Raw genomic sequence first — 20009 nt, forward strand, 5'->3', positions numbered from 1 at the left:
TTTTCTTGCGAAGGAAGATGTACCTCGTCAAAACATATTCCGTATAGGACAAAACAAAGTTTTGTAATTATACTACATATGTTTTTCCTCTTTCCAAAAAATCAAATGATTTTTTGGAATCCTTCTTCTTTCGACTGAGCAAAAAACGAAAAACGCCAAAAGTGCCGTAAACTCAATGTTTGCGGCACTTTTCTTTAAATAGTATTATTAAATTAATAGTATTCCGGTATAGGCAAGCCTATACCCTACTTAATGTGTGTTAATATAATTTTGGCGTGGTTCAGGGGCTTTATCGACAGTCTGTGCCGTGGGTTTTAAACCCACGGCTCTTAATCGATGCAAAATTTAGATTTCGCCATACCAAAACTTATTAAAAAGGTTTATATAACAACACATCAATACCACTTGTTAATCCAACCGTCTTTGTCAGTTGATATTTTTGTAGATGTTTCCTTTACGCCGCCGTCATTGGTTTTTTCTGTTGACTCCTGCGTTGTTCCCCTGTAATCAGAATTTAAAGTTGTGTTTTGCAAAGCACTTGTCGTTTCGTTCAAAACGGGAGCCGAGCCTTTTGAAAACTCAACCTCGTTGTTTGAACCGTTATTAGGCTTTTCTTCGGTTGAAGCACCACTTTTTGCGGTAACGGTTGCTTTTTTTGACGATGTTTTTTCAACATCCGAAGCAGATTCAAACAGCACCGATGTGTTTTTGTTTTCAATCTTATTGTCAACCGTTGCCCCTGTTTGGGTTTTAACGGACGAACAAGCGGCACATACGCTTACAATCACCATAAAAGCCAACACAAGCGTTACTGCCCTTTTCATTATTGTGTTCCTCCGTTTCTGATCATATCAAACACAGATTCCCTAACGGTTACTTCAACATCCTCATCATCAACGACTTCGCCGGCAACACCGTAAAACGAGCGTTTTACAATCGGAGAATAAAAGTACCATCCGTCGATATTTACATACGCACGCACCGACAATGTGAGTTCCCTTTGATTTTGAGGTATTTTTGTGATTACAAGATTAAAATCGGTAACATCGGCATTTTTAGAAACATTTGCGGCTTTGATTTTTTTATACGCATTGTCTGCATCAAGCACATCCGTATCGCCGTAATTAAGCAAAAATCCATATTCAACAGAATCCGAAAGGTCTTCCAATCCTTCAATTTCTTTCCAGCTGAAGCCAAAACGAAGTCCGTAATCCGACACTCTGATTTGAGCACCTTTTGAATTTGCAAATCCGCCGGTGTCTTTGAACTCATACATATTTGTTGACATACTTGTGGTTTTTTTCTCAATTAACTCTTTAAGTGCACTTATACCTTTTTCAAGTTGTGCAATAAAGGTGTATTTAAAACCTGTATTGTTTGAAGCGTCAAAAGACAATTTGTTGCTTACAAAAAGATTTACATTGCTCGGAATATCAAGATACAGTGACCTTGCCTTAGGCAAAAACAGAGTTTTAAGCGACCCGCAGTTTTCAAACACATTTTGAGCATTGTTTTTGCAGTCGGCAACATTTGGACAGCACAATGTTTTAAGGCTTGAGCAATTTTTAAACATTGCGTTTTTAATTTCTTTAATCAATCCGAGTTTAACTGTTTTTACATCAGAGCCTTCAAAAGCACTCTCATCTGCATTTTTACAGTTTTCAAAAACCGCCGAATTAATACCCGAATAAGCGAAAGCATAAGAACCTACATCCGTTATACCTTCCGAAAGCAAATTGCATTTTAAATCATTACAAAGATAAAAAGCAAAATCTCCGATTTTACAAACCGAATTAGGCAACGATATTTCTTTTATATCTGTATATCTAAAACAGTTTTCATCGATACCGACAAGCTTGATTCCGCCGATTTCTTCCGGAACGGTAACGGTTTTTGAAGCACCCAAATATGCTTTTACCATACCGTTGTCATCAACAACAAATTCGGAAAGCTCATCGATATAATAATCGGCACAGAAGAATCTGCCATGAAAAACAGAGTCGGTTTTTTCATAAGCGGCGGCAATAATTCTTGTACTCTGCGTCAAATTAATCGGCGAAGAATAAATATTACCGTTTTTAGGTGACGGCAAGGTTCCGTCTGTTGTATAAATTATATTAACCAAGGTATTGTCACAGCTAAGTTCTGCCGTAACATTGCCGTTATAAACACCTGACGGAATGCTTGCCTTAACATCCTTGCATCTTGAAATATTAACAAGATTTGAAAAATTAACAACGCCTTTACCGTATTTTTTATTACAATCCTTTTCCGCAAACGGAATTGCTCCGTCAATCAAACTGTTCTTTATCTGCTTTGGCGTAAAAGAACTGTGTTCCGAAGCAATAATTGCGGCTGCGGCAGACACAATCGGGGCGGAAAAAGAAGTACCCTGTGAATAAACATAACTCGGTGCATTGCTTTGATATGTTGCCTTGTAGGAAGTAAAATAACCCGGCGCGGAAATATCAACATAATTGCTGCTGTTTGAAAAAGTACACGGATTATTGTTTTTATCCGTTGCGGCAACGGCAATAACATTTTCATATGCTGCAGGATAGGTTTTTACTTCTCTGCCGTCATTACCTGCCGAGCTGACAAAAACAATGCCCATATCCGTAAGTTCATCAATAACATCCTCAATATGACTGTCCATACTTGTACCGCTGAACGACATATTGATTATATCGGGCTTTTTATTCATTTCTTTAATATAAGAAAGTGCAAGCAAAACGCTTGAATCCATAATGTTATTGTTATTTGTAACCTTAAAGCCCTCAATTTTTACATTGCTCGGAGAACACATGGCAACTGTAGTTGCAACCTGAGTGCCGTGACCGAAGCGGTCCATTTCGTCATCGGTTGCCATACCCGAAAAATCGGCGTTTGTCCTTATTACCCTATTTTTCAGAGTCTTAATATTATACTGTATTCCGCTGTCTATAACGCCGACAACAACTTCTCTGCCTGTTCTGTACTTATAGTAATTAAGCGTTTCATCAATATCACAGGCACCGTATGCCCACTCGTATTTTTCATTTCTGACAACCGTAGACGAATACATACCGTCAAGCTCGGGCGTTTTAACAACTTCTTCATACTTAACATCATCAACCGTTGAAATACCGTCATACACAGGTTCAAGTCCCGCCTGTTCAAACTTTTTAAATGCCTCGGCGGCATCTTTTTCATCAGAATACTGAATATACCGATAACCGTAAGCATATGTGCTGCTTACAGAATCGTAAGTATTTGTTTCTTCATCACATTTAATAATAATTCTGTTTTCAACAGTAACGCTTGTTGTTTTTTCAGACGCCAATTCTTCCTTATAATCGCCGTCATTTTTATACATCTCAGCCAAATCGCGTGTAACCTGCGACAGCACAACATTTTCGGATGCAGACGCAACAATACTGCTCATCGGTGCAAAACTGCCGATGAAAAGAGTTAAAGATAAAATTACAGCAAATGCTTTTTTCATAAAACATACACCCTTCGCAACTGTATAATTCCCCCAAATTAACACAGTTTAAATAATATTATAACATTACCTTAACATTTATAATATAAATATACCATATTTGCCATATAAATTCAAGATTATATTCATAGGCAAAATCAACAAAATAACTCTATTTTATTATACGAATATGATTAAAAAAGGTTAAAACAAACAAAAAAGCACTGCAAATATATACAGTGCAATGCTTTTATATAAATTTTTGATTTTACGCTTCCTGCGGAAATATAACGGTAAGTTTGAACTCTTTGAGATTATCGTCATAATCCCATTGCATTTCGCCGTCATATTTGTTAACGGTTTTTCGTATGCTCTTTGTACCGAAGCCGTGCATTTCCCTATTGCTCTTTGTAGTCAGCAAAGTACCGTTTTTTACATTCGGTGCGGTTTCACAGCTATTCACAACACAAAGCTTGTGATACGAGCCTATGCTGTTTGAGATATCGGCGTGTATGTATTTATTTTCGGATTCCGATGCCGCTTCAACAGCATTGTCCAAAACATTATTAAACAAAGATGACAAATCATACCCGCTCATAAATCCGAAATTATCCGACACGCTTGTTATTTCAAATTTAATATTTTTATCGTCACATATATCAATATACTTATTTATAATGACATCGAGCAATCGATTTTTGGTTTTTGCCACTCGATTATATTTTGATATTTCTCCCACCATATCGTCAACATATTTTTTTATCTCCGGCGAATCCGACATATCGGCAATGGCAAGCACATTATTTTTGTAATCGTGAGCCATAATGTTCATAGTTTCGTTTTTCTTTTCAAGCAAGTCAAGATATTGCATATCAATGTCATTTTTCTGATTAACAAGCTCAAGTTCAATAAGCTTTTGGTTATTCTTTTCAGCCTGCTCATACATAAAATATACAAATATGTTAACCAGAAGCAGAAACGAAATTGAAATAATCATAAATGAATTTTCAACTGATGTAAGCACCATATCGTTAATTATTATTCTGAATGCGATTATAATAACAATACTGCTGACGGGAAGGAGTGCCAAGCCAAACCATTTGCCCCACGAGCGTGACTTGTTTTCTTTTACCGAAAAAGCAGTAAGCAATCGGCTGAGCAAAAAATACATCATAAGGCTTAAAACCATACCGATTTCAAAATGATTTTTTACGCTTTCTTTCGGTGACACATTCAAAATCAACGCTACCGTACTTGATGTTACAAATTCTGCCACAAGCTGAAGTATTACAAGAACAGCTCCGTGAAATATCGAAGATTTAACCGAGCTTTTAAACAGAAAATATGCTATCAATATATTAAACACAAGTATTGCCGTAATATTTAAAACCTCATTGTCAAAAATAATTTTCAGTGCCGTCAACGATTCATACAAAGCAATCGTTACAAAAAACGAAAATACGGCGGTTTTTTTAACTTCGTATATGGATTTGCAGTAAAAAAATACAATAAGCCCTCCGATAAAATAAGAGGTTGCCAAAAATAATGAAGATGCCATTTTATCTCCTTTCCATCACATAAAAGAATTTTTTTCGAATTTCTGCCTGTTTTTTAGGTGCTATACTGACTTCATACCTGTCAATAACATTTCCGTTTTTGTCCTTTTTTGCAAGGACAAGCATGGTCCTTGTGTGTTTTATTGAGTAATCAAGATTTACTATATAGCTCGAATGAGGGCAAACAAAAACCGACGAATTCAGTTTGTCCCTCCAAGCGGAAATTTTTTCGTTTGAATAATATGTACCGTCAACGGTTATGATTTTTGTTTTCTTCTTTTCAATTTCCACGCAAATAACATCGTTTGCATAAATCCTTACATTTGATAAAGAATTTGTATCATAAAAAGCGATAACATCATTTTTCATCAATTCTTCGGCATCATCAAGAGCCTTATAAAGTCTTACAACATTCAACGGCTTTTGCAAATATCTGAACGCGTTGATTTTGAAAGCGTCATCAAGATACCCATCGTGAGCGGTTATAACAATAACAATGCAATGCGGATTTTTTGCTTTAAGTTCTTTTCCCGCATCTATTCCGTTAACTCTGCCCATTTCGACATCAATAAATATCAAATCAAACCGTTCTTGGCTGTCTATCAAATCTTCGCCGCAGGAAAATTCAAAAAAATTCACCGATATTCCTTTTTCGTCAAAATAGTTTTTTAAATGTTTTTGTGTTATAAGCCTGAAATCACGCTCGTCATCACATACAGCAACATTCATAAATCCGTCCTCCGTCAATGCTTTTTGTCATACATTGCTTTTACAAACACCAATGTATTGTCAACATCACACTCATCGCACATTTTTAGATATTCGCATATTTTGTCGATTTTATTTTGCTTTTCTTCTATGCCGTTGTCTATACCAAGCAAAAAATAATCCGGCGTTTTACCAAGCGACAAACACCAATGCACAAACTTGTCGAGTCTTGTGCAATTATGCCCGCTTTCAACTCTTGAAACCTGCTTGTATGACAAAATGTCATCGGAATATTCGGATTTGTTTAAAAGCTCCGTCAATTCTGCCTGCGTTAAACCGAGTTCTTTTCTTCTTTTTTTAAGTCTGTCGCCGACTTCTCTCATAAAAATCACATTACTCACAAAATCCACCCCACACAGGAACTATATAATATAAGAATAACTTAATTTTACCGCAAAAGTCAACAATATAATTAGAAAAATCTAACAAAATGTGCAAATTCTATCAAAAAGACCAAAATATTGATAAATTAGCCAAACTTATTGATTTAAAAAAAGGATTGAAATAGAATAAAAATATAAAAATCAGTTGGGGGACGATTAATATGAAAAGCGAAAGAAATTTTTGCTTAAACATTCTTAAAAAAGTTGCTGAAAAGACACTTTCAGACAGTGCCAACAGTACTTCGTGCATGATTTATTACCAGCCGAAGGCACCTGAAGCACTCAAAAACTTCAGCAAGATCGAAAATGATAAATAAAATTTCATTTCGACTTGCCGAAAAGCTTCTGTCTAACGGAAGCATTACCGAAAATGAGCGAGAGCTGTACATTTATTCCTTTTTTATTTTATTGACTCAAACCTTGTATTTAGCTCTCGCTTGTTTTTTTGGTATAATCTTCGGTTGTTTTGGCGAAAGCCTCATTTTCTTTACAGCCTTTATGTTCATAAGAAAATACGCAGGCGGCTATCACGCCAAAACCGAAACAAGATGCGAGATTTTGTCTGCTCTTTCCATAGCGGGTTGCATATGGCTTATAAAAATATCAAAAAGCTATAACCTGTTCACAATTTTGTTATGTGCGGCATTAATCTGTGCTGTTGTTATAATTACATCGGCACCGCTTGACACACCCGAAAAGCCGCTCAGCAAAAAAGAGTTTGACCGCTTCAAACCTATAACACGAATAATCTTAACGGTTATTTTAATATTAATTACGGTGTCTTTTTATTTTAATATTCAATTTCTTTTTGTTCCTTGCTCGGTAAGTTTGATACTTGAAGGTATTTTGCTTATTTCCGGAAGAATCAAAAAGTACATACAATCACACATATAATCTTTTTGATGTTTGACATAGCAGCTTTGCAACATCATAGAAAACACTGTGTGCATCGTGTGTAACAGACAATTTAATATAACTTTTGTATAAAAAATCCGATGATTTGAATTATCATCGGATTTTATTTTGCTTAAAAAAATGTATTATCAAGACTGCTCACTTTTTATTTTTTCAACAATTTCCTTTTCGGTGCTCATTGATTTGGCTTTGTGAAGATAATACCTGTAATTCTTTACAACCATATATATTCCGACCGAAAGCACAAATACGCCAACAGCCATAATAATTTTTAATATATCATTCAGCGTATCGGCAAGAGCCATATTATACACATCAACATCCGTAAAATGCAAATCGTTTGCATACTTCATTATTATTGCAAAGAAAGGCAAAACAAACAGAACCTCTCCCGAAATAATAAAGCTTATACCGATATATTCATGCTTTTTGTGACGGCGAAGCGATATAAAATCTATGATTATTATACACAATGCAAACGCTATTGCAGACACAAGCATTGCTATAATCGGACGGTTTGTATATGTAAGTGCTATAATAATGATGTTGCTTGTACTTTCGTCACCGACAACATTGTTAAACGCATTCGCGGCAAGGCACGAATAGCGATTTATTTGGTCATCGGTTAAAGAAACATCATTTTTATTACAGTATTTAACAAGGGCATTTTTGCAATAATCATACAAAAATTTAGATTCGGAATAATCGGTTTTGTAGCCCTTTACGATATTGTTTGATGCAATATGCAAAATGCTGTCCATATGCTTGCTTGAAAAAGCCGAGGTGTATGCTTTTTTCGGCACTCCGGTTATATCTGCAACCTTGCCGAGCTCATCATACACTTCTCTGAGCATTTGCGAATTATATTTTTCGTACCTATGCTGAACAAAGGTGTTTGTGCGAAGAAGAGATGCCGTTATTCCGACCGCTATAAACAATGTAACACTTGCCGCCATAATGAGGGCAAGAAAATAGCACAAGGCATTTTTTAAATTAAGTGCAGTCTTTGCCGATTTCTTTTTCATACTGTGCACCTCATTCCTTAATTTCATCCGCTATATAAACGGTATAAAAAAATCCGTTGCTTGCCTCAAAATCTTTAAAAGGTACGCACATTATCAATGTGTTTTTCTTTTTAAAATCGGATATTTCATCACGGGCAACGGCATATTCGATTTTGCTTATTTGATAATGATAAGTGCCGTTTTTGTAAAATTCAACATCTATTTTATCACCGATTTCGGCTTTATGAAGATTTCTGAACTCTGCATCGGAGTTTTTGCCGATAATCATAACACAACCGTTATTCCACGGCTCCTTTGAGTCTTTTAAAAGAGAAGCGGCATTGGAATTTTCATTTTCCGAATCAAAGGTAACGGCACATCCGAGTGCAACATTTTCCGAACTGAGCCAACCTATAAATCTATTGTGATTAAGCTCGGAAAATTTATTGTACTTTGTAGGAAACATATCATAATCTTTAACATTATATTGTGTAACTGCGTGCACCTTATCTGTGGCAACAGGGAGCGAGTCTATAAATTTTGGAACAACAACGGTTGCCGTAATTATTAAAACCGCCAAAACCAAAAGCGGGTAAATAACCGCCCTTTTTATATACGAAGATTTTAAATCATTCACAATATCGCCTCCACCTGTATAATACTAAACCAATTATATATTATTAATCGAAAAAAGACAAGAAAAAAGTGCCCTCGATTGGGGGGCACTTTTATTTGTTTACCGATTATTCTGCATCAGGAGCGTAGAAATCAACAAGCTTTGCAAGTTTGTTGTACTTTTCAATAGAATTATCGGCAGCGATTGAGAAGAGTTGTTCTGCCTTGCCAGGGAAGGATCTCTTAAGAGCAGAATATCTTGTTTCACCTTCGATAAATTCTACATAGTCGGCTGTAGGAGCCTTAGAGTCAAGGCTGAACGGATTCTTGCCTTCAGGAATAAGAGCAGGATTGTAACGGAAGAGGTTCCAATAACCTGCTGCAACAGCCTTCTTTTGTTCCATCTGGTTAAACGGCATCTTGATACCGTGATTGATACAAGGTGCATAGCAGATAACAAGTGAAGGACCATGGTAAGCGGCAGCTTCCTGGAATGCCTTTAAGCATTGGTTGGCATTTGCACCCATAGCAACCTGTGCTACATATACATAGCCGTAAGACATAGCAATTTGAGCCAAATCCTTTTTCTTGACAATCTTACCCGAAGCGGCAAACTTGGCAACAGCACCCGTAGGTGTTGACTTTGAAGCCTGTCCGCCTGTGTTAGAATAAACTTCTGTATCGAATACAACGATGTTTACATCTTCGTTAGAAGCGATTACATGGTCAAGACCGCCGAAACCGATATCATAAGCCCAACCGTCACCGCCGAAGATGAACTGATACTTCTTAGCGGCATAATCCGAATCCTTAAGGAAGTCTGCTGCGGCATCTGCTGCTTCGCCCGAAAGGTTTGCACCCTTGAGAGCTGCAATAAGAGCATCTGCGTCAACATCGTTCTTTGCGGCGTCATCATAAGTTGAAAGCCATGCGTCTGCTTCCTTAACGCCTGCCTTAGAAAGAACTTCTGCGTCTGCGGCAAGTCTTTCTCTGATTTGCTTTTGAGCAAGGTACATACCGTAACCGAACTCTGCGTTATCCTCAAAGAGTGAGTTTGACCAAGCAGGACCGTGACCGTTCTTGTCAACCGTATAAGGAGTTGAAGGTGCTGAACCGCCCCAGATTGATGAACAACCCGTTGCGTTTGCGATGTACATTTTGTCACCGTAAAGCTGTGTAACAAGCTTTGCATAAGGTGTTTCACCGCAGCCTGCGCAAGCACCCGAGAATTCAAGATAAGGCTTTCTGAACTGAACGCCGATTGTATTAGGAGTAAGAACTTCCGGCTTTGCAGGAGTATCTACAAGAGCGTCGAAAGACTTTTGTACATGAAGCTGAGAAGCAATAGGCTTCATAGTGAGCGACTTTGTAGGGCAAACATTTGCACAAGAGCCGCAACCTGTACAGTCAAGAGCAGAAACAATAAGTGCATATTGATAATCTGTTCTCTTATGCTTAATCATTGTTGTGCCTTCAGGAGCTGCCTTTGCCTCTTCTTCGTTCATAACGATAGGTCTGATAACAGCGTGAGGGCAAACCATTGAACAAAGGTTACATTGTGCGCACTTTGTAGGGTCCCATTCAGGAACAGAGATAGCGATACCTCTCTTTTCAAATGCGGCAGAACCTTGAGGATATACACCGTCGGCACTGTCAACAAATGCAGATACAGGAAGGTCGTCACCGTGGAGTCTGCCTACAGGGTCAAGAATATCCTTAACAAACTTCTTCATTTCAGGTCTGTCTGTGTCAACATGCATTTCTGCCTTTTCGTCAACAGCATCCTTCCAAGAAGCAGGAACATCAATCTTAACAACTTCCTTTGAGCCTCTGTCGATACCGTTGCAGTTTGAGTTTACAACAGCTTCGCCCTTCTTTGAGAACTTTGCAACAACCTTTTCCTTCATATATCCGATTGCTTCGTCAACAGGGAGAATACCGCTGATTGTGAAGAATGCCGACTGAAGAATTGTTGAAGCTCTGCCCGGAAGACCGACTTCTTCGGCAATCTTGATACCGTTGATTGTGTAGAAGTTGATATTGTTTTCTGCAATATATCTCTTCATAGATGCAGGAAGTTCTTTGTCAAGCTCTTCCGGAGTCCAAATGCAGTTGAGGAGGAATGTACCGCCCGGTACAAGGTCCTGAACCATATCATATTTTGTTACATATGAAGGGTTGTGGCAAGCAACAAAGTTTGCCTTGTTAATCAAATATGTTGATGTAATCGGTGATGAACCGAAACGAAGATGAGATACGGTGATACCGCCCGACTTCTTTGAGTCATAGAAGAAGTAACCCTGAGCATACATATCCGTATGGTCGCCGATAATCTTGATAGAGTCTTTGTTTGCACCTACAGTACCGTCTGAGCCAAGACCCCAGAACTTACAAGATGTTGTTCCGGCAGGAGTTGTATCAGGAGTTTCTGTGATAGGCAACGAAAGATTTGTAACATCATCGTCAATAGAAAGAACAAATTGCTGCTTTGGTTCAGGTGCAGACATATTTGCAAATACTGCAATAACATGAGCAGGAAGTGTATCCTTTGAACCCAAGCCGTAACGACCGCCGTAAACAGGAACTGCATCGAACTTTGAGCCTTTAAGAGCGGCAACAACATCAAGATAAAGAGGTTCGCCGAGTGAGCCCGGTTCCTTAGTTCTGTCGATAACCGAAATGTGCTTTACGGTTTCAGGCAACACACCGATAAGGTGCTTTGCGGAAAATGGTCTGTAAAGGTGAACACATACCATACCAACCTTTTCACCTCTTGCGTTGAGGAAGTCAACTGTTTCCTTAATAGTGTCGCAAACAGAACCCATAGCGATGATAACACGCTCTGCGTCAGGTGCACCGTAATAGTTAAAGAGTTGATAATTTGTACCGATTTTTTCATTAACCTTGTTCATATATGCTTCTGTTGCGGCAACAGCATCTGCATAATACTTGTTACAAGCTTCTCTGTGCTGGAAGAAAATATCCGAATTTTCTGCCGAGCCGCGAAGAACAGGGTGCTCCGGATTCAATGCTCTTGCTCTGAAATCCGCAACATCCTGCGGGTCAAGCATATCTCTGAGGTCTTCATAATCCCAAGTTTCAATCTTCTGAACTTCGTGAGAAGTACGGAAACCGTCAAAGAAATGAAGATAAGGAACACGGCTCTTGAGAGTTGCAAGGTGAGCAACTGCGCCAAGGTCCATAACCTCTTGAACATTTGCTGAACAAAGCATAGCATAACCTGTTTGACGGCATGCCATAACGTCGGAATGATCGCCGAAAATGTTAAGTGCGTGAGTTGATACGCAACGAGCAGAAACATGAATTACGCTCGGAATAAGTTCGCCGGCAATCTTGTACATATTAGGAATCATCAAAAGAAGACCCTGTGATGCTGTGTAAGTAGTGGTCAATGCACCTGCCGAAAGTGAGCCGTGAACAGCACCTGCTGCACCTGCCTCGGATTCAAGCTCGGCAACCTTTACGGTTTGACCGAATAAATTCTTTACACCCTTTGCTGCCATAGCATCGGTTTCTTCTGCCATTGGTGAAGAAGGTGTAATAGGATAGATAGCTGCAACTTCGGTAAACGCATAGCTTACATGAGCGGCTGCACTGTTACCATCCATGGTTTTTTTAGCTCTTGCCATTGGAAATTCCCTCCATATAAAAAATTCAAAATAGCAATTTGGGTATAATTTACCCAAGTTTTCTATGTAATTATAACACTCTGCGTCGTCAAATTCAACATAATAAAATAAAAATTTCAATAAATTAATCATTTTTTTGTAAATTTTTAACAAATATAAAAAAGTCCTCCTGAAATCACGGAGGACTTTATTTACTTAATTCGAGCCTTGAATTCGTCATCAATGGCTTTGAGCGTGTGCTTTGTGGTAAGACCGAGTTCAATCGTCACCACGCTGTCGTCATCAAGAAAAATAATAATGTGCGAATAGCGGTCAACAAAATTCTTTTTTAGGCTTGCTTTGGTATCTCTGCCGGTTTGAACTTTTTTAATATGCGAATATTCAAACACATTGTTTTCGTCAACGCCTGTAAATTCCACCTTATCGGAGGTGAAGCGAACACCTGTTTTGAGCACTTCTTTAGCCATAAGCACAACGATAACGGCGGCAACAACTTCCACCAAAACATAAACGCCGACTTTCCAATCGAAGCCCTCAACAACCTTTGTGCCGCAAAAATACGCATTAACCGCCACGGCAACAGCCATGGCAAGTGTCACCGCCGCCGTAATCGGCGACAGGCACATAACAAATCTATCTTTCATCAATAAACCCTTTTCCTGAATTTTTCCAAAATCGGACAATTAGAAGATTCAAATTCTCTGCCGTTGAGATAATCCAAAATTCCTGCATCGGTAGTGAAATTAAACTTCAACTTATATGAATAAAGTTCCTGCTTAAATCTGCCGTGATGTGAGCCGTACTTGCCGTCATTGAGGAGCGGATGACCGATTGAAGCAAGGTGTGCCCTGATTTGATGCGTTCTGCCGGTAAGCAGTTCCACCTCAACAAGCGACAAATCATTGTAGCTGTCAAGCACGGTGTATTTTGTTCTGCAAAGCTTTGCACCGTCTGTTTCGGTTTGAGTAACCTTAACCATATTTTTCTTGGTGTCCTTAATGAGCCAGCCTGTCAGCACATCGCTTTTTTTGTCAAAAACGCCCTCTGTAACGGTTAAATAAAGCTTATCAATTTCCCTGTCCTTAATCTTTTGATTGAGAATTTTGAGCGATTGATAGTTCTTTGCACCGATAACAATGCCGCCCGTGTTTCGGTCAATTCTGTTGGCAAGTGACGGAGTGAAGCTATTTTCTTCCTCAGGCTTATACTCGCCCTTGTCATAAAGATAGCGTTTCATCGAGGCAACAAGAGTGTTGACATATTCCTTGCCGTCGGGATGACAAAGCTCGCCCTGTTTTTTATCCATAAGAATAACATTTTCGTCCTCATAGATAATAGACAGTTCTTTTGGAGCAGAAAGAAAATCATAATGCTTTTTCTTTTCCGCAAGCATATCATCGGGCAGATAAAGGTCAATCACATCGCCGTTAAGAAGCACCTGTTCGGGTGTGCAACGCTTGCGATTAACCTTGATATTCTTTTTTCTGATTTGCTTAAACATCATCGACTTGGGGAGGGTTGCAAAGTGCTTTTGCAAAAACTTATCAACTCTCTGTCCCGCATCATTTGAATTAACTGTTACACTTTTCATAGGTGTATTATATTCTATTTGCAAGCCATAGTCAAATATGTATTTGACCTTGATTTACTCCAATTCTATTTTAAAGCAAAGCGGCATTGAATAATCCGCATTGCCGTTCGGCATAAATTCCATATACTTTTTGCCTCTGACAAAAGAAAGTTCTTCGCCCGAGTCAAGTTGTGTAACACGCTTAACAATCAAGTCTTGATTAATCTTTTTGAATGTTTTTATTCTAACAGGCTTTGACGCTTTGGGTTTCATCCAAAAAGCATATACAGAGCCGTTTTTGTATGTAAAGCGAAAATCTCTGCTTTTGTACGGCTTTGTTTTGTTGTCTTGGAAAAATCCGTCCTTGGCATTAACCTTGCCCTCGCCAAATGTTTTCCAAGCAGTTGTGTCATAAATTCCGTCACCGTTTTTCTGCAACCATTTGCCGATTGAACGGAGAATTTGAGTTTCTTCTTTTGTAATCGTTCCGTCAGGCTTAGGGCCGACATTAAGAAGCATATTGCCGTTTTTGCTGACAATATCAATAAGATCTGTAACAATATGATACGGCGTTTTGAAGTTGTTTGTTTTTGTATAACCCCACGAATTTTTGCCTATTGCCGTGCAGGTTTGCCAATGCTCGGGAGAAATATCGGTGAGTGCTCCACGCTCAACATCTCGAGTTGCAATTCCCGGTGCAAATGCGTTGCACTTGTAATTTATCGAAACATCTTTGCCCCACTCCAAAGCACGATTGTAATAATAAGCGGCAAATTTTTTGAGGTACGGCTTAAACGCCTTGTTATGAATCCACCAATCAAAATACACAACTGACGGTTGATATTTATCCACAAACTCGCAATTTCGCACCAACCAATCCTGCAAAAACTCCTCGGTAGGTGCAGTGCCCCTTACATCGTTTGTGGTTTGACCCATTTTTAACGCTCCGAGTTCATCACAATAATAAGCCGGACCGTAAAAATCGGCGTAATTTTCATCGTTTACATCGCTGTCAATCGTTCTGCCCATATTCATAAAAAAGAAATGCTCGGCTCTGTGATTTGAAGCACAAAACTCCAATCCCTGCTGTTCACAAGACGCTTTTATTTCACCGACAACATCACGCTTAACACCCATATTAACAGCATTCCATCTGTTGAACTCAGTGCCGTACATAGCAAATCCGTCATGATGTTCCGCAACGGGCATAACATATTTTGCTCCGCTTTCATTAAACAAATTCACCCATTTGTCGGCAGAAAAGTTTTCGCCCTTAAACATAGGAATAAAATCCTTATAGCCGAAATCCTTTTGTTTGCCGTAGGTTTTGATATGGTGGCGGTATGACGGCTTGGTTTTGTCATACATTTCCCTGCTGTACCATTCGTTTGAATAGCCCGGAACGCTGTAAACGCCCCAATGAATGAAAATGCCGAACTTTGCATTTTTATACCATTTGGGCGGTGTGTGAGTGCAGAGAGAAGCGTTGTTGTCCTTAAATTTTCCGTTTGCAATAACAGAATCAATTTGAAGCAAATAATCTTTTTGAGTCATCATTATCTCCTAAAAAAACAAGCCGCGGAATTAACCACGGCTTATTGATTTTTATTTAAAGCGATTATGCCATAAAGCTGCGAATAACAGCCTCGCAATCCTTTGCGTCCATAATCTTTGGAACAGGATAAAGCGGATTACCTTCTTTAAGCGCACGCTTAACGAGAGTAGGCATATCCTCCTCCTTAATCATATCGAACTTTTCAGGGATGTTCATGGCAGCATTCATTCTGCGGATTTCGGCAATAAATGCCTTGCCCTTTTCCTCAACCGACATAGACGGAGTTGTAATTCCGATAATATCGGCAAGCTTTGCAAGCTGAGGATATGCAGAATCTGCATAATAATCAAGAACATAAGGCAAGATAACAGCGTTTGCCAAACCGTGAGGTGTGCCGTACAAACCGCCGAGGTTGTGTGCAATAGCATGAACATAGCCTACATAAGCGTGAGTGAATGCACGACCCGCATAATAAGAGCCCTTGAGCATATTTTGTCTTGCTTCAAGATTCTTACCGTCGTTGTAAGCCTTTTCAAGATTTTCATGAATAAGCTTTGTAGCAATCTCTGCCTCTCTGATAGTGTCCTTTGTGTTGCTGTGGCCGATATATGCCTCAACAGCATGAGTCATTGCATCCATACCTGTTGTCGAAGTGATGTGTGGTGGCAGACCTACGGTAAGTTCCGGGTCAAGCACAGCATACTTAGGACGAAGACAAGTATCGTTGATGGCATTTTTCTCATGAGTTTCGGGATCGGTTACAACAGCAGCAACTGTTGTTTCTGAGCCTGTACCTGCAGTAGTAGGTACTGCGAAAAATGGTGGAAGCTTTTTATGTACTTTAAGCTGGCCGCGCATATCTCTAACCGATTGATTAGGCTTTACAACTCTTGCACCGGCAGCCTTTGCACAGTCCATTGATGAACCGCCGCCGAATGCGATAATGCCTTGGCAACCGTTTTGGATATACATATCCTTGCAGTCCTCAATGTTAGGGATTGTAGGGTTTGGCTGAACGCCGTCATAAACGACATAATCAACGCCGACTTCTTCAAGCTTTGCAAAAAGCGGGTCAAGAAGATGAAGTCCCATAAGTCCCTTATCGGTTACAACAAGAACCTTGCTGAGTCCCTTGCTCTTGATGAATTCAGGCAATCTGAGAACAGAACCCGCACCCTCAAGAAGCTCCGGCTCGGACCAATCCATAAAGCACATAGCAACCTTAAATACATTTTGGTAAATTCTGTACCAAATTTTCTTTAAAGTCCAGAGCATTTTCTTTCCTCCTTAAAATATTGTCAAATATATTTTACAAAAACTTTTGAAAAATTGCAATAGTAAATGTTAATTTTGTCCAAATAAATTAATCAATTTCAATGCCTCTGCGTTTTCTTTGCTCGGCGAGTTCTTTTTCCATATTATCACGATACTCACCCGTGAGGTTGTAGAAGAACATAGGAATAATACAAACAAAAAGCGAAATTGCCGGGATAATCGAAATAATACTGAAAATGCCGTTGCGTACGCCGTGTGTCATTTCAAGCGGATTTGCCGTGATTGAAGCGGAAATACTTGAAACATCAAGGTCGGCAATGATATACATAAGAATAATAAACGAAGTTGCAATGGCGTTGCCGAACTTTGTAACAAAGCTTTGAATTGCGGAGCCCATACCCGTGAGGCGAACGCCTGTTTTGAGTTCCATATAATCAAGGCAGTCGCCCACCATTGCAAATGCACAAACATTGATTGTGCCGCAAGGAATTGCACTGATAACAAGCAGCGGAACGCATGCCCAGAAATGCTCATATCCTATAAACCACATAGCAAGCGAGGATGCCGCACCCAAAAGTGCAGAAACGATAACAATCTGCTTGTAGCTGAATTTTTTGATAAGCGGAGTTACGGCTATCATGGCACCGAACATACCGATTGCCGAAGCCGCCGCCATAACGGTTGACACCTTTGAAATATTTGCCTGAAGTGCACTTTCAAGCTCGGCACCGGTAAGTCCCGTTAAATCTTTGCCGATATAAAACGAATATCTTGCAACATGCACCGCACCTGCCTGAAACATATATCTTGCGGCAGACAAAATACCCATAGCGGCAGTAAGCATAAGCGGTTTACAAGTGAAAATAAGTTTTAACGAATTAGGCTGTGACTTATCCTTTTTCGGCGGAATAGGAATGTTTACACGCTCTTTTGTTTTAAAATACACTCTTACAAACAAAACATTGCCGATAATTGAGCAAACAAGTGCCATAACAACATACTTTGTTTTTTCAAGTTCCGTGCCCGAAAGATTAAACTTAGGAAGCACAAAACCCAAAATCATAAACAGAGCCATAGGCACGGCAGAGCCGACGCCGTTGAAAGTTCTTGCCTTTGAAATAATCGAGCCACGCTCATCCGCATTAGGCGTGAGAGCGTTAGGCAAACTCCAAAACGGAACATCGCTGCTGGTATAAATCATACCCCACGCAACATAAGTAATTGCGGCATAAATCATCTTTTGACTGTCTGCCAAATTCGGTGCGTAAAAAAGAAGCATTGTGAGAATTGCCACCGGAACAGGCGTGTAAAGAAGATACGGTCTCATCTTGCCCTTTTTGAGATGTGTATGGTCAACAATATAACCCATAATCGGGTCGTTGATTGCATCCCAAATTCTGGCAAAAAGCATCAAAAGAAGCACGAAAATCGGCGTAACCTTTAATACATTAAGATAAAAATCGGAGATGTACGAACTCATAATAGCGTACACCATACCTTGACCGAGTGCGCCCACACAGTAGGCAAGCCATTCCTTTTTAGGAACATAAGTTTTTGCGTCCATAATATTTACCCCTTTTATCCGCAAAAATTTTAACCTATCCTATAAACATAAAATAACATAGAGATATGGCAAAAGTCAAACATTTATGTTATAATTGTGTCATCAAATAAAAGTTGGTGAAATTGTGAAAACAAAAATTCTCGTGTCTGCCTGCTTGCTCGGTGAAAACTGCAAGTACAGCGGCGGCAACAACAAAAACGAAAAAGTCATTGCTTTGTCGGATAAATTTGAGATTATTCCCGTCTGCCCGGAATGCTTTGGCGGTCTGCCAATTCCGAGAGTACCGAGCGAAATCAAAGACGGCAGAGTTTATTCAAAAAACGGTGAGGATTTGACAGAAGCGTTTATGTCCGGTGCCGAGCAAACACTTTACATTGCAAAAGAAGCAAACGCACCGTGTGCCGTACTCAAAGAGAATTCGCCGTCTTGCGGTTTCGGAAAAATCTACGACGGCACATTTTCGGGCAACAAGATTGACGGCAACGGCATAACGGCACAACTCCTTTTTGACAACGAAATACAGATTTTCGGCGAAAGCCAAACAGAAAAACTGAGGTACCTATATGAATAAAAAAGCAACATCAATCATATTATGTGCATTTATAATTATCTGCTCGGTTGCATTTGCATCTTGCTCGAAACAGGAAAGCAAGACAGAAACGACATCAGCCGTGGCAACAGAAAAAGCAAAAATCAAGGACGCAGACGCAATCAACTATATTGAAAGTTATTCAAGCAAACAACTCGGATTGACAGAAAATGACAGAGCAAAATGTTCATTTATGGTGGCATCCGACGGCGAGGAAATTAACGGCAAAAGCTACATTCAGGTTATCGCCGCAATCAAAAAAGAGCACAAAAGCGATGACGGTCAGGCAACATACACCTTTGACACAAAGGGCGAATATTACATTTCGTTTGACGGTGACGAAGTGTTGAGAAAAGACGGAAATTCATACACAAAATTGGAACTTATAACCACAACGGCAAAGGAGAACGAATAATGACGGAAACCGAAAGAATGAATGCAGGTCTGCTTTATGACTGCTCAAAAGAAGAAATTATGGGCACGCAAACGCAATATGTTCAGCATATGCAGGAATACAATACTCTCGGCTTGGGTCACGAAAAGAGAATGGAAGAATTGCTCAAAATTATGTTTGCCGAGGTCGGCAAGGGCACATACATTCAGCCGCCGTTTTATGCAAACTGGGGCGGTCACCATGTGCATCTGGGCAAATTTGTTTTTGCAAATTTCGGCACAACCTTTGTTGATGACGGCAACATCTACATCGGCGACTATGTTATGATTGCGCCTAATGTTACAATTGCAACGGCAGGTCATCCGATTTATCCGCCGCTTCGTGAGCAAATGCTGCAATACAACGCAGATGTGCATATCGGCAGAAATGTTTGGATAGGTGCAGACTCGGTAATCTGCCCGGGCGTTACAATCGGCGACAACACGGTTATAGGAGCAGGTTCGATTGTTGTAAAGGACATACCCGCAAATGTTGTTGCAGTGGGCAATCCATGCAAGGTTATGCGTAAAATTGACGAGCGTGACAAGGAAGTTTACTTCAAGGGCAAGAAAATAGATTTTGACCCCGATGCGAAATATGATGAAGTGAGAAAATAAAAAACGAAAGAGTTTAACCCTTCCGCCTCATTACATTCGGCACCTCCCCTAA

At 39.6% G+C, this 20009-nt stretch carries 18 protein-coding genes; 5 read left to right on the top strand and 13 right to left on the bottom strand.

The window, feature by feature from the left end; translation table 11 throughout:
• Window positions 1–395 precede the first annotated feature (395 nt).
• The 5 genes from Q0E08_RS04340 to Q0E08_RS04360 all read right to left on the bottom strand — a co-directional run bounded on the left by Q0E08_RS04340 (window position 396) and on the right by Q0E08_RS04360 (window position 6128).
• Window positions 396–824, bottom strand: a complete 429-nt coding sequence (locus Q0E08_RS04340; protein ID WP_294777354.1) for a hypothetical protein — start codon at window positions 822–824, stop codon at window positions 396–398.
• Complete coding sequence (locus tag Q0E08_RS04345) at window positions 824–3484, bottom strand: S8 family serine peptidase (protein ID WP_294777356.1); 2661 nt, start codon at window positions 3482–3484, stop codon at window positions 824–826. Before Q0E08_RS04345 ends, Q0E08_RS04340 begins: the two co-directional genes overlap by 1 nt.
• 247 nt (window positions 3485–3731) lie before the next feature.
• Window positions 3732–5021, bottom strand: coding sequence for an ATP-binding protein (locus Q0E08_RS04350; protein WP_294777358.1), 1290 nt, complete (start codon window positions 5019–5021; stop codon window positions 3732–3734).
• A gap of 1 nt (window position 5022) precedes the next feature.
• Window positions 5023–5748, bottom strand: coding sequence for a LytTR family DNA-binding domain-containing protein (locus Q0E08_RS04355; RefSeq protein ID WP_294777360.1), 726 nt, complete (start codon window positions 5746–5748; stop codon window positions 5023–5025).
• A 14-nt stretch (window positions 5749–5762) separates the two neighbouring features.
• A complete protein-coding gene (locus Q0E08_RS04360) occupies window positions 5763–6128 on the bottom strand; it encodes a helix-turn-helix domain-containing protein (protein ID WP_294777363.1) in 366 nt (121 codons plus the stop codon).
• Between the two features lie 203 nt (window positions 6129–6331).
• Between Q0E08_RS04360 and Q0E08_RS04365 the strand changes: the two genes are divergently transcribed.
• Window positions 6332–6487: a cyclic lactone autoinducer peptide gene (locus tag Q0E08_RS04365; RefSeq protein WP_294777364.1), complete on the top strand. Its 156-nt coding sequence runs from the start codon at window positions 6332–6334 to the stop codon at window positions 6485–6487.
• Complete coding sequence (locus tag Q0E08_RS04370) at window positions 6477–7064, top strand: accessory gene regulator ArgB-like protein (protein WP_294777366.1); 588 nt, start codon at window positions 6477–6479, stop codon at window positions 7062–7064. The genes Q0E08_RS04365 and Q0E08_RS04370 overlap by 11 nt, the downstream gene beginning before the upstream one ends.
• Before the next feature lie 149 nt (window positions 7065–7213).
• Here Q0E08_RS04370 and Q0E08_RS04375 read toward each other — a convergent pair whose 3' ends face one another.
• The 8 genes from Q0E08_RS04375 to Q0E08_RS04410 form a co-directional block, all read right to left on the bottom strand.
• Window positions 7214–8110 (bottom strand): hypothetical protein, encoded by an 897-nt coding sequence (locus tag Q0E08_RS04375; RefSeq protein ID WP_294777368.1) that lies wholly within the window; start codon window positions 8108–8110, stop codon window positions 7214–7216.
• A 10-nt stretch (window positions 8111–8120) separates the two neighbouring features.
• Window positions 8121–8726 (bottom strand): sortase domain-bontaining protein, encoded by a 606-nt coding sequence (locus tag Q0E08_RS04380; RefSeq protein ID WP_294777370.1) that lies wholly within the window; start codon window positions 8724–8726, stop codon window positions 8121–8123.
• A 106-nt stretch (window positions 8727–8832) separates the two neighbouring features.
• Window positions 8833–12354, bottom strand: coding sequence for a pyruvate:ferredoxin (flavodoxin) oxidoreductase (gene nifJ / locus Q0E08_RS04385; protein WP_294777372.1), 3522 nt, complete (start codon window positions 12352–12354; stop codon window positions 8833–8835).
• Between the two features lie 191 nt (window positions 12355–12545).
• Window positions 12546–12998, bottom strand: a complete 453-nt coding sequence (locus Q0E08_RS04390; RefSeq protein ID WP_294777374.1) for a hypothetical protein — start codon at window positions 12996–12998, stop codon at window positions 12546–12548.
• A complete protein-coding gene (locus Q0E08_RS04395) occupies window positions 12998–13945 on the bottom strand; it encodes an RluA family pseudouridine synthase (protein WP_294777376.1) in 948 nt (315 codons plus the stop codon). Before Q0E08_RS04395 ends, Q0E08_RS04390 begins: the two co-directional genes overlap by 1 nt.
• Before the next feature lie 54 nt (window positions 13946–13999).
• A complete protein-coding gene (locus tag Q0E08_RS04400) occupies window positions 14000–15481 on the bottom strand; it encodes an alpha-L-fucosidase (protein ID WP_294777377.1) in 1482 nt (493 codons plus the stop codon).
• A gap of 61 nt (window positions 15482–15542) precedes the next feature.
• Window positions 15543–16754: an iron-containing alcohol dehydrogenase gene (locus Q0E08_RS04405; protein ID WP_294777379.1), complete on the bottom strand. Its 1212-nt coding sequence runs from the start codon at window positions 16752–16754 to the stop codon at window positions 15543–15545.
• A gap of 88 nt (window positions 16755–16842) precedes the next feature.
• Window positions 16843–18318, bottom strand: a complete 1476-nt coding sequence (locus Q0E08_RS04410; RefSeq protein WP_294777381.1) for an MFS transporter — start codon at window positions 18316–18318, stop codon at window positions 16843–16845.
• A 121-nt stretch (window positions 18319–18439) separates the two neighbouring features.
• Between Q0E08_RS04410 and Q0E08_RS04415 the strand changes: the two genes are divergently transcribed.
• From Q0E08_RS04415 to Q0E08_RS04425, 3 genes are read left to right on the top strand one after another with little or no spacing between them, the layout of a single operon-like run.
• Window positions 18440–18889, top strand: coding sequence for a DUF523 domain-containing protein (locus tag Q0E08_RS04415; RefSeq protein WP_294777505.1), 450 nt, complete (start codon window positions 18440–18442; stop codon window positions 18887–18889).
• Entirely contained in the window at window positions 18882–19322 is a 441-nt protein-coding gene (locus Q0E08_RS04420; RefSeq protein WP_294777383.1) for a hypothetical protein, read from the top strand. The genes Q0E08_RS04415 and Q0E08_RS04420 overlap by 8 nt, the downstream gene beginning before the upstream one ends.
• Window positions 19322–19957, top strand: a complete 636-nt coding sequence (locus Q0E08_RS04425; RefSeq protein WP_294777385.1) for a sugar O-acetyltransferase — start codon at window positions 19322–19324, stop codon at window positions 19955–19957. Before Q0E08_RS04420 ends, Q0E08_RS04425 begins: the two co-directional genes overlap by 1 nt.
• The last annotated feature ends 52 nt before the right edge of the window (window positions 19958–20009 follow it).

This window comes from uncultured Eubacterium sp., assembly GCF_934561735.1.
Lineage (GTDB): Bacteria > Bacillota > Clostridia > Oscillospirales > Acutalibacteraceae > Eubacterium_R.